Here is a 15,360-nt window from a genome sequence, read left to right on the forward strand (position 1 = left end):
TCAGAGGTTGATCATGTGGCCGGCGATACCCTCGACGGCCTCCTTGACCGCCTCGGACAGCGTCGGGTGCGCAAAGACGTTGCGGGCGACCTCGTCGGCCGTCAGGTCCCACTTCTGCGCGAGCGTGAGCACCGGCAGCAACTCGGTGACGTCGGGGCCGATCATGTGGGCACCGAGGATCTCGTTGTGCTTGGCGTCGGCCACGACCTTCACAAAGCCGACAGCATCGCCCAAGCCCATCGCCTTGCCGTTGGCCGAGAACGGGAACGCCGCCGTCTTAACGTCGAAGCCGGCGTCCTTCGCCTGCTGCTCGGACAGACCGAAAGAGCCGATCTGCGGGTGGCAGTAGGTCGCGCGCGGAATCATCGTGTAGTCGATCGGCATCGTCTCGGCGCCGGCGATGGTCTCGGCCGCGACGACCCCCTGAGCCTCGGCCACGTGGGCGAGCATCATCTTGGCGGTGCAGTCGCCGATGGCATAGACATTGGGGACATTGGTCCGCATGAAGTCGTCGATCGCGATGGCGCCGCGATCGGTCAACGCCACCCCGATGGCCTCCAAGCCATAGCCCTCGGTGCGCGGCGCGAAGCCGATGGCCGAGAGCAGCTTGTCGGCTTCGAGGACCTGCTGGTCTCCCCCGGCCGCCGGCGAAACCGTCACGCGCACACCGGAACCCGTGTCCTCCACGGACTCGACCTTGGTGCCGAGCAGGACCTTCACGCCGAGCTTCTTGTAGTGCTTCAGCAATTCCTTGGACACGTCGGCGTCCTCGGTTGGCACCATCCGGTCGAGGAACTCCACGATCGTCACGTCGACGCCAAAGTTCTTCATGACATAGGCGAACTCGACGCCGATGGCTCCCGAGCCGGCGATGATGATCGAGCCGGGGAGGTTCTCGTCCAGGATCTGCTCCTCATACGTCACGACGTTCTGGGAGACCGAGACGCCGGGCAGCATCCGGGTCACCGCGCCCGCGGCGATGATGAGGTTGTCGAAGGTGACCTCGCGCGTTGAGCCATCGTTCAGGGCGACCGACATCGACGTCGGCGAGGTCAGGGTGCCCCAGCCGTCGATCTCCTCGATCTTGTTCTTCTTCATCAAGAAGTGAACGCCTTTGACGATGCCGGCCGAGACCTGGCGGGACCGCTTGTGCGTCGGGCCGAAGGACATCGTGGCGTCGCCTTCGATGCCGTACTTCGCCTTGTCATGCGTGAGCGTATGCGCGAGCTCCGCGTTCTTGATCAGCGCCTTGCTCGGGATGCAGCCGACGTTGAGGCACACCCCGCCCCAATACTTCTTCTCCACGACGGCGACCTTCTTGCCCAACTGCGAGGCGCGGATCGCCGCGACATATCCACCCGGACCAGCACCAAGGACCACAACGTCGAAGTCAGCCATGCTGCCAACCCTAGTGGAGGCATGACGGCCGCACGACGTTGTGGTACTCGAGTGACGCGTGCGACGAGAGTTTTACGCCGCCGCGGAGTACGGTCGATCCCACGAGGCCCGACATGGACGGGGAGGTCCAGCATGAAAGCCCACGTCGAAGAACGCGGCGACGGCGTGACGGTTTATCGCAACGATCCCGCACGACCACCGATCGCGGTGGAAGAGCCCCAGACCCTCACGCCCAGGGCCAAGGTGATCTTCGCCCTGATCGCACTCGTGGGCGCGATCGCCTGGGCGATGATCGCGATCGTTCGCGGCGAGGACGTGAATGCGGTCTGGTTCGTCGCGGCCGCGGTCTGCACCTATGTGATCGCGTTCCGGTTCTATGCCCGGCTGATCGAATACCGCGTGTTGCAACCGCGCGACACCCGCATGACACCGGCGGAGGAGTTCGAGAACGGCAAGGACTTCATGCCGACGGACCGGCGCATCCTCGTCGGCCACCACTTCGCGGCCATTGCCGGTGCCGGGCCGCTGGTCGGGCCGGTTCTCGCGGCGCAGATGGGCTACCTGCCCGGCACGATGTGGATCATCATCGGCGTGGTTTTCGCCGGCGCGGTTCAGGACTACATGGTCATGCACATGTCGATCCGGCGGCGCGGTCGATCGCTCGGGCAGATGGCCCGGGACGAACTCGGCGCGGTGGGCGGCTGGGCGGCCATCGTCGGCGTCCTGACGATCATGATCATCATCATTGCCGTGCTCGGGATCGTCGTCATCGGCGCACTCGCCGAGTCACCGTGGGGCGTCTTCTCGGTTGGGCTGACCATCCCGATCGCGCTCTTCATGGGCGTCTACCTGCGCTACCTGCGCCCGGGTGCGGTGAACGAAATCTCCATCATCGGCGTCGTCCTGCTCATCCTGGCCATCCTCGCCGGCGGCTGGGTCCACAACAGCCCCACCCTGGCCGAGACGTTCACTCTCGACAAGGTCACGCTCGCGTGGCTCCTGATCATTTATGGGTTCGCGGCGGCTGTGTTGCCCGTATGGCTGCTCCTAGCCCCCCGCGACTACCTCTCGACCTTCATGAAGGTCGGCACGATCGTGCTGCTGGCGCTCGGCATCCTCATCTCGATGCCGACGGTGCAAATGCCCGCCCTCACCCAGTTCGGCCGGGACGGAACCGGCCCGGCCTTCGCCGGATCGCTATTCCCCTTCCTCTTCATCACCATCGCCTGCGGCGCGCTATCCGGATTCCACGCGCTGATCTCTTCCGGGACGACGCCGAAGTTGATCGAGAAGGAGAGCCAGGCCCGGATGATCGGCTACGGCTCGATGCTGACCGAGTCCTTCGTCGCGATCATGGCGTTGGTGGCGGCGGTCTCGATCGACCAGCACATCTACTTCGCGATGAACGCCCCGGCGGCACTGACCGGCGGGACGCCGGAGGCGGCTGCGGAGTATGTCAACGGCCTCGGCCTGATGGGCCCCGGCGGCGCGGCCCTACAGAACATCGACCCGGCGCTCCTCCAGCAGGCCGCCGTCGACGTTGGCGAGAAGTCGATCATCAGCCGCACCGGCGGTGCTCCGACCTTGGCGTTCGGCATGTCCGAGGTCATGTCCTTCCTTGGCGGCTCGGGCATGAAGGCCTTCTGGTATCACTTCGCCGTCATGTTCGAGGCGCTCTTCATCCTGACCACCGTCGACGCGGGCACCCGCGTGGCGCGGTTCATGTTCTCCGACGCCATCGGCAACATCCCGGGGCTCGGCCGGTTCAAGGACCCGTCCTGGCGAGTCGGCGCCTGGATCTGCTCCCTGATCGTTGTCGCCGGCTGGGGCTCCATCCTGCTGATGGGCGTCAAGGACCCCCTCGGCGGGATCTACACGCTGTTCCCGCTGTTCGGCATCGCCAACCAGTTGCTCGCGGCCATCGCGCTGACCGTCGTGACCGCGATCCTGGTGAAGCAAGGAAAGCTCAAGTGGGCGTGGATTCCCGGCATACCGCTGGCCTGGGACCTGATCGTCACCTTGTCGGCGAGCTACCAGAAGATCTTCAGCGACGTCCCCGCGATCGGCTACTTCGCCAACCACGACAAGTTCGTCGCCGCCCGCGACGCGGGCAAGATCCTGGCGCCGGCTAAGTCGATTGAAGACATGGAGAAGGTCATCCGCAACACGATGATCCAGGGCTGGTTGTCCATCATCTATGCGGTCTTGGTCATCGTCGTCGTCGTGGCCGCCCTTGTTGTCATGGTCAAGGCGGCGCGCGCCGGCGGCTTGCCCACTAGCGAGGCCGAGGACGTGCCGTCGAAGATCTTCGCCCCGCGTGGCTTCCGGGCAACCCCGGCGGAGCAGGCGGTCCTCGACGAGTGGGCTCAGGCCGGCCTCGATCCAACCCCGGTCGGGCGACCCCATTGACGGACGCGACGATCACCTCCAGGGTGCGGGCTGCGGCCCGCACCCTGCGGTGGTATGTCCGTGGGGTCACCGGGGCGGACGCCTACGAGCGCTACTGCGAGCACCTGACCCGCACCCATCCCGACGAGCCACTCCCCGCCGAGCGGGATTTCTGGCGCGAGAAGTATGCCGATCAGGAGCGCAATCCCAAGACCCGCTGTTGCTGATCAACCGGTGACGTGACGCCTTCGGTGACGGGCGACGCGGGGCGGCGGATCACCATACGCAATCGCCAGGCGGCGCCGACGGCGGCGAGGCTGATCAGCAAGTGGAGGCCGAGGAAGACCCCACTGAGGCCGGCTCCGAGCAGGACACCAGCAAGCAGCGGGCCGGTTGCCGAGATGCCCGTCTGGAGGGCGGTGAAGACCCCCAGGGTCGTGCCGACCAGGCCCTCCGGGGCGAGCTGCGCGGTGAGCGGGTTGAGGATCGGGGCATACATCGTCTCGCCGACGGCAAAGACGCCGAAGGTGGTCACGAAGATGGCCGCCGCCAATTCGGGCGCGAGCTGAGCCGAGCCGAGCAGCATCCACGACGTGGCCCAGATGCCACCGACGATCATCAGCAGGGTCGGACCGCTGCGCTTGCCGGTGAGGCGGATCATGACCATCTGCAGTGCGATGATGACCAGCGAGTTCACGGCCGCGGCGAGCCCGACGGCCTTCGCCGAGACGTGCAGGTCCGTGAGCGCATATGCCGGCAGCCCACTCTCGAATTGCGCATAGAAGCCGAGCGCCAACGTGACGGTGACGAGCGCGGTCCAGCGCAACGCGGGCACCGCCCAAATTGCCCGGATTGCCGCGAGTCCCGTCACCGTCGGGGTCGGGTCCTCCCCCAAGTCGTATGCCGCGCCCACCGGCGCGCGCCAGCCCGCGGCCGCGATCAGGCCGCCGGAGAGAAGGAAGCCGAGGGCACCGGCGGCGAACGCCCAGTCGAGGCCGTTGGCGCTGCTCAGGTCGACGACGAAGCCGGCCGCAAAGGCGCCGATCGCCATCCCGAGCGCGGCTCCGGTGAACTGCCAGGCGAAGACGCGACGACGGTCGGTGTCGGGGACCCAGCGCAGCACGAGAACCGACTGGGCCGGTCCCGCGGCGGTGACGCCGAGACCGAAGGCGAACATCCCGGCGAGGAAGGCCGTAGGTGAGTCGGCCCAGATGAGGGTCCCCATGGCGATGGTGGCCGCGATCTTGGCGCCGACGGCGACGCGCACCGGGTCGAAGCGGTCGGCGAGGCGCCCCCCGACTGGGGCGGCGATCAAAGCACCGACGGAGAACAGGGTCGAGGCCACGGCGGCGACGAGCCCGCCCCAGCCGCGGGCCTGCGCGGCATACGCATATTGGTAGGGCAGCACCGCGCCCCAGCCGAGCATGGCGACGGCGGAGGCGAGGATCAGGAGACGGACACGCACGACAGGACCAACAGACATTCGAGTTCTAATATTTCGGACTCGAAATAATAGCTGACATGATTGGCGGATGAGCAACCCCGGGGTGCGGGCGGAGTACCAGCAGGCGGTGTCGGCGTATGTCGCGGCCGGCGGCGACGAGTCCGTCCAGCAGGTCATCACCGCCATCTATCAGCTGACCAAGAAGCTGGACCAGTGGTACGACCGGCAGTTGGCCGACCTCGGGATCACGCACGGCGACTGGTCCGTGCTGGCCTATCTGGCCAAGCAGGAGGACGCGCCGGCTACCCCGTCAGCGCTGGCCGATGCTGCCGGGTTGGCAGCCTCGTCGATGACGTCACGCCTTGATCGGATGTGCGCGATGGGGCTGGTGACCCGTGAACCCGACGTGACGAAGCGCACGCGAGTGCTCGTCCGCCTGACCGACGCGGGGTGGGACATCTTCGCTCAGGCGGTGCGGGAGGCGAATGTGGTGGAGTCCGACACCCTTGCGGCGCTGACGACGGCGCAGCGCGCCGACCTGGCGGCCTTGCTGGAGCTGGTGATCTCCGGGTTGGACGCGTCGGGCTAACCCCCCAACCAACCTTCCGAACTTGAGCACGCCTTACGAACTTGAGCACGCCATGGATGGCGTGCTCAAGTTCGTAAGGCGTGCCCAAGTTCGGGGGGCCGGGCGTGTCTCAGGGGCCCGGCCAGGGAACTCGGGGTAAGCCTGTCAGCCGAGGCTGGGGAACCAGATCCCGATCTCGCGGGCGGCGGACTCGGGGGCGTCGGAGCCGTGAACGATGTTCTCCTGCACCGGCTTCCCCCAGTCGCGACCGAAGTCACCGCGGATGCTGCCCGGGGCGGCCTTCGTCGGGTCGGTCGCGCCGGCGAGCGAGCGGAAGCCTTCGATGCAGCGCTCCCCCTCGATCACGATCGCCGTGACCGGGCCGGAGGACATGAACGCCACCAGCGGCTCGTAGAACGGCTTGCCCTCGTGCTCGGCGTAGTGCGCCGCGAGTTGCTCGCGCGTCGGAGTCAGGATGGCGAGGGCCGCGAGGCGGTAGCCCTTGCGTTCGATCCGCGCAAGCACCTCCCCCGTCAGACCTCGCGCAAAACCGTCGGGCTTAACGAGGACCAGCGAACGTTCCGTCACGGCGCTCAGCCTAGCGATGCCCGACGGGCCTGCTCGACATCGATCTGCCGACCCTTGCGCAGGCACACGATCCACATGGCACCGAAGATGAGCGCGACGCCGAGCATCATCGGGACGACCAGGGCGCTGAGCAGGACGAGTACTTGCACGACCCAGCCGAGGGGCAGGCCCCAGCCACGCCGCATACCACCGGCCGCGACAAAGCACAGCAAGCCCAGGACGATCCCACCCGTCAGTTGGAGGCCGGTCGTGCTGCTGTCATTGGCCGCGGCGACCGAGCGCGCAAGGGTCGCGCCGAGGAGGACGCAGATTCCTTCGCCGGCCAGCACGGTCGCCAGCATCCGCCACGTGAACTTCCCCAGCATCAAATATCCTTCGCGCCCAGCAACATTCGCACGTCAGCGGCCGTCGTCACCGAACCAGTGGCGATGACGCCGCCCGCCACACCGCCCCCATCGGCAAGCTCGGCGGCTCGATCGAGCGCTGACGGCAGATCGGCGACGACGTGCACGCGATGGTCACCGAAGATCTCGGCGGCAAGGGTGCCGAGTTCGGTCGGATTCAGGGCTCGCCCGGACGTCGACCGGGTCACGACGATCTCATCGAGCACGGGTTCGAGCAGTTCGAGCATTTCCGTGGCGTCCTTGTCGGCCAGGATCGCGACAACGCCGATGAGCCGGGCGAAATTGAACTCCTCGTTCAGTGCGGTCGCCAGGGCAGCGGCGCCGGCTGGGTTGTGCGCCGCGTCGACCAGGACGGTCGGCGAGCGGCGCACGATCTCCAGTCGTCCCGGGGAAGTGGCTTCGGCGAACGCCTCCTGGACGAGCTCGTGGCGCAGGGGGGTCTCGCCACCGCCGAGGAACGCCTCGGTTGCCGCGATCGCCATCGCCGCATTGTGCGCCTGGTGGGCGCCGTGCAGATTGAGGAAGAGGTCGTTGTAGTCCCCGGCAATGCCGCGTAGGGAAATCTGCTGTCCGCCGACGGCCACGTCGCGGGCCATGATCCCGAAGTCGTTGCCCTCGAAGGCAATCCGTGCCCCCACTGCTTGGGCGCGGTCAATCAGAATCTCGGCCACCTCGGGCTCCTGCACCCCCACGATCGCGACCGCGTCGGCCTTGATGATCCCGGCCTTCTCGGTCGCGATGAGTTCGAGGGTGTCGCCAAGAAAGTGGCGGTGATCCATCGCGACCGGGGCCACGACGGCAACCGGCGCGTCGATCACATTCGTCGCATCCCAACTGCCGCCCATGCCCACCTCGATGACGGCGACGTCGACGGGTGCGTCGGCGAACGCGGCATACGCCACCGCGACGATGACCTCGAAGTAGGTCATCCGTGGACCGCCCTCGCCGAGCGACCGGGCGTCGGTCATTTCGATGAACGGCAAAACCTCGTCGTATGCCGCGACGAACCGCTCTTCCGAGATCGGCTCGCCACCGATGGAGATGCGTTCCCGAATGTTGTGCAGGTGCGGGGAGGTGAAGCGTCCGACATTCAGCCCGTATGCCGAGAGCAGCCCCCCGACGAGGCGCGTGGTCGTGGTCTTGCCGTTGGTGCCAGTGATGTGAATGGCTGGGAACGACCGCTGTGGGTTGCCGAGCAGGTCCATGACGGCCGTGATCCGGCTCAGGTCGGGTTGCAGCTTGTGCTCCGGAGCGCGGGCCAGAATGGCCTCTTCGACCTCGCGCATGCGCTTGCGGAGGGCCAGGCGGTGGGCAGCGTCACGCTGGGCAGCGTCGGTGGCGGGACTCACCGCCCCAGTCTCTCAGCCCGTGGGAGGTGCCCACGCGCCATACGGTCGAGGAAGGGTCAGGTGACGGGCGTGAGAAAGGTCAGCACCGACTCCGGCTCGTTGATCAGCGGCACCAGCTTGCCGTTGAAGTCCTCGCCAGCGGGGTTGCCGATGTGCGCCTCGAAGGCGGCCTGGTCGGCATAGATCTCGTGCACCCAGAACTTCGTGGGCTCGGCGACGTGGGTATAAACATCGAAGGCGCGGTTGCCGGGCTCGGCACGGACGACATCCCCGTATGCCGCGATCAGGCCCGCGACCTCGGCGCGGTTCTCCGGCGTGGTGGTGAATTCGGCAATCAGGGCTACGGGGCCATCCGCGTCAGTCATGGGCCAAGCCTATGTGTTGAGCGGGGATAGAAACTTGTTACTCTCGGTTAGTAACCGCGTCGAAAATATTGACAAGGCAATCTCGTCATTAGCCGAGCCACCGGTGGCTACCCCGCGTACGATTGGGAAGTCAGGCACAACGACGTGTCGACATTGGGAACGGGGAAAAGATGAAGGTTCTACGCAGAAGCGCCCTCGTGGCCAGTGCCGCGCTGGCGGTGGCGGGGGCATCGGTCGCCGGAGCGGCACCGAGCCAGGCGGCCGTCCCGGTGGTGTGCACGACCACCATGACGGGCACGTATCCGGCAATCGACGTGCCGGCGGGTGCTACGTGCACGCTCGACGGTGCCACCGTAAAGGGCAATGTCAAGGTCGGCATCGGCTCGACCCTGCTCACCAAGGGCGCCGACATCAAGGGCAACACCATGGGCAAACTCGCTGCCCGCGTAGAGATCCTCGACACGAATGTCTGGGGACAGATCCACTTCACGCGCACGGCGGGGCCGATCACCATCGGCGTGGCCGGGTGCAAGGTCGACCCGGTCGCGGGCGGAAATATCAACCTCCAGAACAACTTCGGTCCCATCGCCATCTGCCAGATGACGGTGCGCAACAACATCATCCTGCACAACAATCACAAATCGATCGGCGTCTTCGACAATCGCGTCGGCAACAACATTCAAGCGATTGGCAATCACAGCAACGCCATTCGACTCCGCAATAACGTGATGCGGGGCAACCTGCTGGTTCACAGCAATGTCGTGGCCAAGCAACTGCAGATCCAGGACAACACGATCGGCGGCAACGGCAACTGCCTGGGCAATGTCATCGCTCCGGTGGGCTCCGGCAACACCGCGGGTGGCGCGCTGGCCGGACAGTGCTCGGGTCTGGGCTGACCTCGCGGCGACGATTTGCCACGCAGGTGAATCGCCGGGTTCGGCCACGTTCCTCGTGGCCGAACCCGGCGATTGTTTAGGTGGTCAGGCCTGCCAGCGGGCGACCTTGATCCGCACGGGGTACCGCTCCCCGATGATGACCTCAGTCACCCCTTGCTCGTCGCGGGCGAGGTCGTCGATGCCGTCGGCGTTGTGGAGGTAGGTCGCCAACGTCTCCCCGACGATGAGGTCCTGGTGTGCCGAGACCGATCGCACCACGAATTCCGAGCCGGCGACGGTCAGGGCGATCCGGTCGGAGACGTCGAGCCCGGCCTCACGGCGAGCCTTTTGCACTTCGCGGATCAGGTCGCGTGCGGCACCTTCGAGTTCCTGCTCCACCGAGACGTCAGTGTCGAGGACGACGAAGCCGCCACCGGGCAGCAGGCCGGTCGCGACGGATCCGCCACCCTCGGTGTCGACGATGGTTTCGAGGGTGTATTCGCCGTCGACCAGAGCGAGTCCACCCGCCGTGACGGTGCCATCCGACGCTACCGACCAGTCGCCGGACTTGCTGCCCTTGATCGCGAGCTGGACGTCCTTGCCGAGGCGCGGGCCGGCGGCCCGGGCGTTGATGTTGAGCTTCTGGCTGATGCCGAAGTCGGACTCGTGCGCGTCCGCGAGATCGCGGATGTCGACCGTCTTGACATTGAGTTCGTCGGCCACGATCGCCGAGAAGGGTTGCAGCGCAGGGGCATCCGCGCTGACGACGGTGAGCGTCGACAGCGGAAGTCGGGTGCGCAGCTTCTCGGCCTTGCGCAGCGATGAGCCGACGGAGCAGATCGCCTGGATGCGGTCCATTGCGGCGACCAGCGTGTGATCGGCCGGCAGGTGCTCGGCATTCGGCCAGTCCGCCAGGTGCACGGAGCGCTCGCCGGTGAGCCCGCGCCATACCTCCTCGGTGACGAGCGGCATGAGGGGGGCGGCCACGCGGCATACGACCTCAAGGACGGTGTAAAGCGTGTCGAAGGCGTCCTTGCTCGACTGGTCCACCTGCCCGTCCGCGGCCCAGAAGCGGTCCCGGGAACGGCGGATGTACCAATTGGAGAGCACGTCGAGGAAGCCGCGGGTCAGCTCGCAGGCGCGCGGGATGTCGTAGGCGTCCTGGGCGGCCTGAGAGTCCCCGACATACTCCCGCAGCTTGGCGAGGATGTAGCGGTCAAGGCCGTCCGTGGAGTCGGTGCGCCACTGCGCGTCATACCCCGCGGCACCGGCGTAGAGCGCGAAGAAGTACCACGCATTCCACAGCGGGATCATCGCCTGACGGACCGCGGCGCGGATGCCCTCTTCGGTGACGATGAGGTTGCCGCCGCGCAGGATCGGGCTGGCCATGAGGAACCAGCGCATCGCGTCGGCGCCGTCGCGGTCGAAGACCTCGGAGACGTCGGGGTAGTTGCGCAGTGACTTGCTCATCTTCTGGCCGTCGTCGCCGAGCACGATGCCGTGGCTGACGCAGGACTGGAAGGCCGGCCGGTCGAAGAGCGCCGTCGCGAGGATGTGCAGGGTGTAGAACCAGCCGCGGGTCTGGCCGATGTATTCGACGATGAAGTCGCCCGGGAAGTGGTGCTCGAACCATTCGGCGTTGTCGAACGGATAGTGCACCTGAGCGAAACTCATGGAGCCGGAGTCGAACCAGACATCGAGGACATCCTCGACACGGCGCATCGTCGAGGCGCCCGTGGGGTCGTCGGGATTGGGCCGGGTCAACTCGTCGATGAAGGGCCGGTGCAGGTCCGGCTCGCCCTTCTCGTTGCGCGGCAGGACGCCGAAGTCGGCCTCCAACTCGGCGAAGGAGCCATAGACGTCGAGGCGTGGGTACTGAGGGTTATCGGAGCGCCAGACAGGAATGGGGCTGCCCCAGAAACGATTTCGGCTGATCGACCAGTCACGGGCGTTCTCCAACCACTTGCCGAACTGGCCGTCCTTGACGTTGTCGGGCGTCCAGGAGATCTCCTGGTTCAGCTCCAGCATCCGGTCCTTGAACTTCGTCACCTCGACGAACCAGGACGAGACCGCCATATAGAGCAGCGGCTGCTTGCAGCGCCAGCAATGCGGGTAGGAGTGCTCGTAAGTCTCGCGGCGCAGCAGCACCGTGCCCTCGGTCACCGGGCCCGGATCGGCCTCTCCCCCAGCGTTTTCGGCGCCTGCGCCATCGAGGAAGGTGCGCGCCTTGAGGTGCTCGGTGATGACCGGGTTGGCGTCGAAAACATGCAGGCCCTGATAGTCGGTGACCGGGAAGATGAAGGCCCCGTCGGGGCCGACGGGCACGACGGTCTCGACGCCGACCCGATCCAGGGCCGCCTTGTCGTCCTCACCGAAGCCGGGCGACATGTGGACGATTCCGGTGCCGTCCTCGGTCGTGACGAAGTCGGCCGCGATGACCTGGTGGGCGTTCGCGTAGCCCTCGTAATAGGGGAAGGGCGGCTGGTAGGTCGAGCCGACCAGCTCAGAGCCCTTGAGCCGACCCACGATTCGCGCGCTCGGGTCCTTGCGGGTGGCGACCGCCGCCTCATCCTTGCCGGGCCACAGATCATGGGCGTATGCCGCGACCCGCGCCTGCGCGAGCAAGTAGCGCTCGGTCTTGCCGGTCGCCTCGGACTCGACGAAGACATAGTCGACATCGGGGCCGACCGCGATGCCCATATTGGACGGGAGGGTCCACGGAGTCGTGGTCCAGATCAGGGCGAGTGCACCGGCATACGGCCCGGTTTGGAGTCGGTAGCCGACGGTGACCGCAGGGTCCTTGCGAATCTTGTAAACCTCGTCATCCATCCGCAACTCGTGGTTGGACAGCGGCGTCTGGTCGTTCCAGCAGTAGGGCAGGATGCGGAAGCCTTCGTAGACCAAGCCCTTGTCATAGAGCGACTTGAAGGCCCAGAGGACCGACTCCATGAAGGTCGGGTTCAGCGTCTTGTAGTCATTGTCGAAGTCGACCCATCGCGCCTGACGGGTGACATAGTCGCGCCACTCGGTCGTGTACTTCATGACCGACTCGCGGCACTTGGCGTTGAAGGCCTCGATGCCGATCTCCAGGATCTCCTCCTTGGTCTTGATCCCGAGTTGGCTCATCGCCTCGAGCTCGGCGGGCAGGCCGTGGGTGTCCCAGCCGAAGCGGCGCTCGACGCGTTTGCCGCGCATGGTCTGGTAGCGCGGGACGACATCCTTGACATAGCCGGTCAGCAGGTGGCCGTAGTGCGGCAGGCCGTTGGCGAAGGGCGGCCCGTCATAGAAGATGAACTCGTTGTCGCCATTTTCGCCGGCCGGGCGATTGTCGATGGATGCCTTGAAGGTGCCGTCGGCGTCCCAATATTTCAGCACCGCTTCCTCGATCGCGGGGAAGCGCGGGCTGGACGGGACGGCGGTGCTGCCGGTGCTGCTTGCCTTCGGATAGGCCATCGGTATGCGGTGCTCCGTGCTCGGCCGGCCCCTCGTGGGGACCGGGTCTCCTCGTCAACACGAGGACGACACCGGCCCGGGTTCGGGCCGCCACCGCGGTACCACCTCGCTTGCCGTATGGCGCCCGCCCGGGTGGGCGCGCGGCATACGACCGCTCGTGCCGGCTGTGACGGGCCACTCCCGTCCGGGTCTAATGAGCGGTCTCCCGCCGTTCTTCCGGAGGCTCGCCGCTGATGACGGCTCGAACGCCTGTGGTGGCGAGTTTACCTGCCGCGTATGCCTGCTCGCCCCGCCTCTTCGCGCGGCGAGGCGAGTTGGCCGGAAGAAGCTCGGGCCCCGCTCAGCGTGGCGACCAGGATAGTGGCGTCATCTCCTTCTCGGATGTGCCGGCCTTGACAAGCTTGGGATTGCTGCCGTCGACGTTCATGATCACCAGGTCCCGGACGAAATCCCCGTTGACATCGGCTGACAGAACGAATCTAGTCCCGCCCGGAGACCAAACCAAGCCATAGCCATAGCCATAGTCGACGTTGTGCCTGAACGAGATGATGCGCCCAGACGTCACGTTGACTTTCATTGGCCAGTCCCCGTCCTCGTAGTTGTATCCGGTCGACGAAATCCACGTGGCTGCGGGATTCCACTCAGCGTCGTATCCATAGGCGAGAACCGGACCCAGTTTGCCGGTCAGGCTCATGAGCCTGAGGGATGGGTAAGAATGGTCGTATATTTCCCACTCCGTGACCGCGAGCTGGTCACCCTTAGGGGACCAGTCTAGCCCACTAAATCGGACGTTATACCCATCAACGTAGCGAGGATTTCGACGAATTAGAGTTTGTTTGGCTCCTGGCGTCGCATCCATCAGGGCGATACCGCCGCGCTCCGTGTCGTTGATGTATCCGCGTTGGATGGCCAGTCTCTTGCCGTCGGGCGACCACGTGGCGCGGGACTCGTCCCGCTTGGGGGGGTGTTGGTGAGCCGTTTCAGCCCGGTTCCGTCCGACTTCATCACCTACAGGTCACGACCGTCCCGCGGGCCACGGTGAAACTAGCAGCCGATTGTCTAGCTTGGCGGGTTAGTGACGGCTCGAAGGATGGCGCCATGCCCGGAGGCGGACAATTGAAATACCAATGAAGCCCAGCTCTCACAGGTCTCCGCTCTAGGCCGGCTCGCCGTGGAGCCCATTGGTATTCCAAATGTACGGTCAGCGCGTCGACCAGGACCGGGGCGTGACCTTCACCGTCGCGGAGCCCGCTTTGAGGAGCTTCACATTGCTGCCGTCGGCGTTCATGATCGCGAGATCCGGGTAGCCGTCGCCGTTGCGATCTGCGCGGATGACGAACTTGGTTCCGTCGGGGGACCACACCAACTCAGATGAGTTGGGAACCTTTTCGTCAAAGTAGACAGGGCAGGGTCATAGCGTCCAAGCAACAGCCTCCACTGGATCGGGGCTGAAGGCTGGGAGGCTGGACCGGTGGCAGGCACGAGACGGCAGTTGACGATCAAGGACCGGGCGGAGATTTCGGCTGGGTTGAAGGCGGGCTGGAGCCCGGCGCGGATCGCGCGTGACCTGGGCCGGGATCGGTCAGTGATCACCCGGGAGATTGCCCGGAACTCCACCAAGACGTGTGGGTATCGGGTGGTCAGCGCCGACGTGCGGGCCCAACGGCGCCGCGCCCGTCCGCAGCCGCGCAAGGTGGCCGCCGATCCGCTGCTGGGTCAGCGGGTGTTGGCCGATCTGCGGCAGTCTCGCACGCCCCGTCAGATCGCCGGCCGGTTGAAGTTGGAGGCCGAGGACGCCACCGTGGAGGTCATGAAGGGTTCCCTACCGGCCGGTGGCCTGCTGGCTTCGCACGAGGCGATCTACCAGTTCATTTACGCCATGCCCCGCGCCGAGCTGGTCCGCCACGGGGTCTTCCTGCGCTCCAAGCGCACCCAGCGAAAGCCCCGCTCATCGAGCAGGCGCGGGGCCCCGATCGTGGGGATGCGTCCCATCACCGCCCGGGAGAACGAACACCCCGGCAGCGCCGAGCGGAGGGTACCCGGGCACTGGGAAGGCGACCTGATCATCGGCAAGAACGGCGCCAGCGCTGCAGCCACCATGGTCGAGCGGATGTCCCGGTACACCGTGATCGTGGCCCTGCATCACGGCAAGTCCAGCGACGACCTGGCCGAGGTCCTGATCGAGCACGTCAACGCCCTACCCGAAATGATGCGCGCCTCGCTGACTTGGGATCAAGGCAGCGAGATGGCCCGCCACGCCGCGCTGACCGTCGCCACCGACCTGCCGGTGTACTTCGCCGATCCACACAGCCCCTGGCAGCGTCCCAGCAACGAGAACACCAACGGCCTGATCCGTGAGTACATCCCCAAGGGCGAGAACATCCCCGCCCATCAGCCCTACCTGAACTCCATCGCCGAAGAACTCAACGAACGCCCCCGAGCCGTCCTGGGCTACCTCACCCCCCGCGAATCCTTCGAACGACTCCTCCTCGGCCAACCCCACGTTGCTACGACGCCTTGACACCGCC

Annotated in this window: 14 protein-coding genes; 5 read left to right on the top strand and 9 right to left on the bottom strand. The window is 66.1% G+C overall.

The window, feature by feature from the left end; all coding sequences use genetic code 11:
- Entirely contained in the window at positions 1–1,398 is a 1,398-nt protein-coding gene (gene lpdA / locus BN13_RS04315) for a dihydrolipoyl dehydrogenase (RefSeq protein ID WP_048544732.1), read from the bottom strand.
- Positions 1,399–1,530: 132 nt separating this feature from the next.
- Between lpdA and BN13_RS04320 the strand changes: the two genes are divergently transcribed.
- Positions 1,531–3,807, top strand: coding sequence for a carbon starvation CstA family protein (locus BN13_RS04320; protein ID WP_048544734.1), 2,277 nt, complete (start codon positions 1,531–1,533; stop codon positions 3,805–3,807).
- Positions 3,804–4,013: a YbdD/YjiX family protein gene (locus BN13_RS04325; RefSeq protein ID WP_048544737.1), complete on the top strand. Its 210-nt coding sequence runs from the start codon at positions 3,804–3,806 to the stop codon at positions 4,011–4,013. Before BN13_RS04320 ends, BN13_RS04325 begins: the two co-directional genes overlap by 4 nt.
- Here the strand turns inward: BN13_RS04325 and BN13_RS04330 are convergent.
- Positions 3,980–5,251 (bottom strand): MFS transporter, encoded by a 1,272-nt coding sequence (locus tag BN13_RS04330; protein WP_048544738.1) that lies wholly within the window; start codon positions 5,249–5,251, stop codon positions 3,980–3,982. The genes BN13_RS04325 and BN13_RS04330 overlap by 34 nt on opposite strands.
- 67 nt (positions 5,252–5,318) lie before the next feature.
- On the opposite strand from BN13_RS04330, the gene BN13_RS04335 reads away from it, so the two are divergent.
- Positions 5,319–5,819 (top strand): MarR family winged helix-turn-helix transcriptional regulator, encoded by a 501-nt coding sequence (locus BN13_RS04335; RefSeq protein ID WP_048544739.1) that lies wholly within the window; start codon positions 5,319–5,321, stop codon positions 5,817–5,819.
- A gap of 144 nt (positions 5,820–5,963) precedes the next feature.
- Here the strand turns inward: BN13_RS04335 and ndk are convergent, their stop codons facing one another.
- Genes ndk through BN13_RS04355 form a run of 4 tightly spaced genes read right to left on the bottom strand, consistent with a single transcriptional unit; the run spans position 5,964 to position 8,504 of the window.
- Positions 5,964–6,386 carry a nucleoside-diphosphate kinase gene (ndk, locus tag BN13_RS04340; protein WP_048544742.1) on the bottom strand — a complete coding sequence of 141 codons (423 nt, stop codon included), beginning with the start codon at positions 6,384–6,386 and terminating at the stop codon, positions 5,964–5,966.
- A gap of 5 nt (positions 6,387–6,391) precedes the next feature.
- Positions 6,392–6,751 (bottom strand): DUF4233 domain-containing protein, encoded by a 360-nt coding sequence (locus BN13_RS04345; RefSeq protein ID WP_048544743.1) that lies wholly within the window; start codon positions 6,749–6,751, stop codon positions 6,392–6,394.
- Complete coding sequence (locus BN13_RS04350) at positions 6,751–8,139, bottom strand: bifunctional folylpolyglutamate synthase/dihydrofolate synthase (RefSeq protein ID WP_048544745.1); 1,389 nt, start codon at positions 8,137–8,139, stop codon at positions 6,751–6,753. The genes BN13_RS04345 and BN13_RS04350 overlap by 1 nt, the downstream gene beginning before the upstream one ends.
- 56 nt (positions 8,140–8,195) lie before the next feature.
- Positions 8,196–8,504 carry a putative quinol monooxygenase gene (locus BN13_RS04355; protein WP_048544747.1) on the bottom strand — a complete coding sequence of 103 codons (309 nt, stop codon included), beginning with the start codon at positions 8,502–8,504 and terminating at the stop codon, positions 8,196–8,198.
- A 170-nt stretch (positions 8,505–8,674) separates the two neighbouring features.
- Between BN13_RS04355 and BN13_RS04360 the strand changes: the two genes are divergently transcribed.
- Positions 8,675–9,400 (top strand): hypothetical protein, encoded by a 726-nt coding sequence (locus tag BN13_RS04360; RefSeq protein WP_157038428.1) that lies wholly within the window; start codon positions 8,675–8,677, stop codon positions 9,398–9,400.
- An 84-nt stretch (positions 9,401–9,484) separates the two neighbouring features.
- Here BN13_RS04360 and ileS read toward each other — a convergent pair whose 3' ends face one another.
- The 3 genes from ileS to BN13_RS18540 all read right to left on the bottom strand — a co-directional run bounded on the left by ileS (position 9,485) and on the right by BN13_RS18540 (position 14,195).
- Positions 9,485–12,832, bottom strand: a complete 3,348-nt coding sequence (gene ileS, locus BN13_RS04365) for an isoleucine--tRNA ligase (protein WP_048544751.1) — start codon at positions 12,830–12,832, stop codon at positions 9,485–9,487.
- A gap of 340 nt (positions 12,833–13,172) precedes the next feature.
- Positions 13,173–13,526 (bottom strand): TolB-like translocation protein, encoded by a 354-nt coding sequence (locus BN13_RS20160; RefSeq protein ID WP_048544753.1) that lies wholly within the window; start codon positions 13,524–13,526, stop codon positions 13,173–13,175.
- A 507-nt stretch (positions 13,527–14,033) separates the two neighbouring features.
- Positions 14,034–14,195: a TolB-like translocation protein gene (locus BN13_RS18540; protein WP_201329043.1), complete on the bottom strand. Its 162-nt coding sequence runs from the start codon at positions 14,193–14,195 to the stop codon at positions 14,034–14,036.
- A gap of 108 nt (positions 14,196–14,303) precedes the next feature.
- Here BN13_RS18540 and BN13_RS04375 point away from each other — a divergent pair, with 108 nt between their 5' ends.
- Positions 14,304–15,353 (top strand): IS30 family transposase, encoded by a 1,050-nt coding sequence (locus BN13_RS04375; protein ID WP_235433932.1) that lies wholly within the window; start codon positions 14,304–14,306, stop codon positions 15,351–15,353.
- Positions 15,354–15,360: the final 7 nt, after the last annotated feature.

Source organism: Nostocoides jenkinsii Ben 74 (assembly GCF_001046875.1).
GTDB lineage: Bacteria > Actinomycetota > Actinomycetes > Actinomycetales > Dermatophilaceae > Nostocoides_A > Nostocoides_A jenkinsii.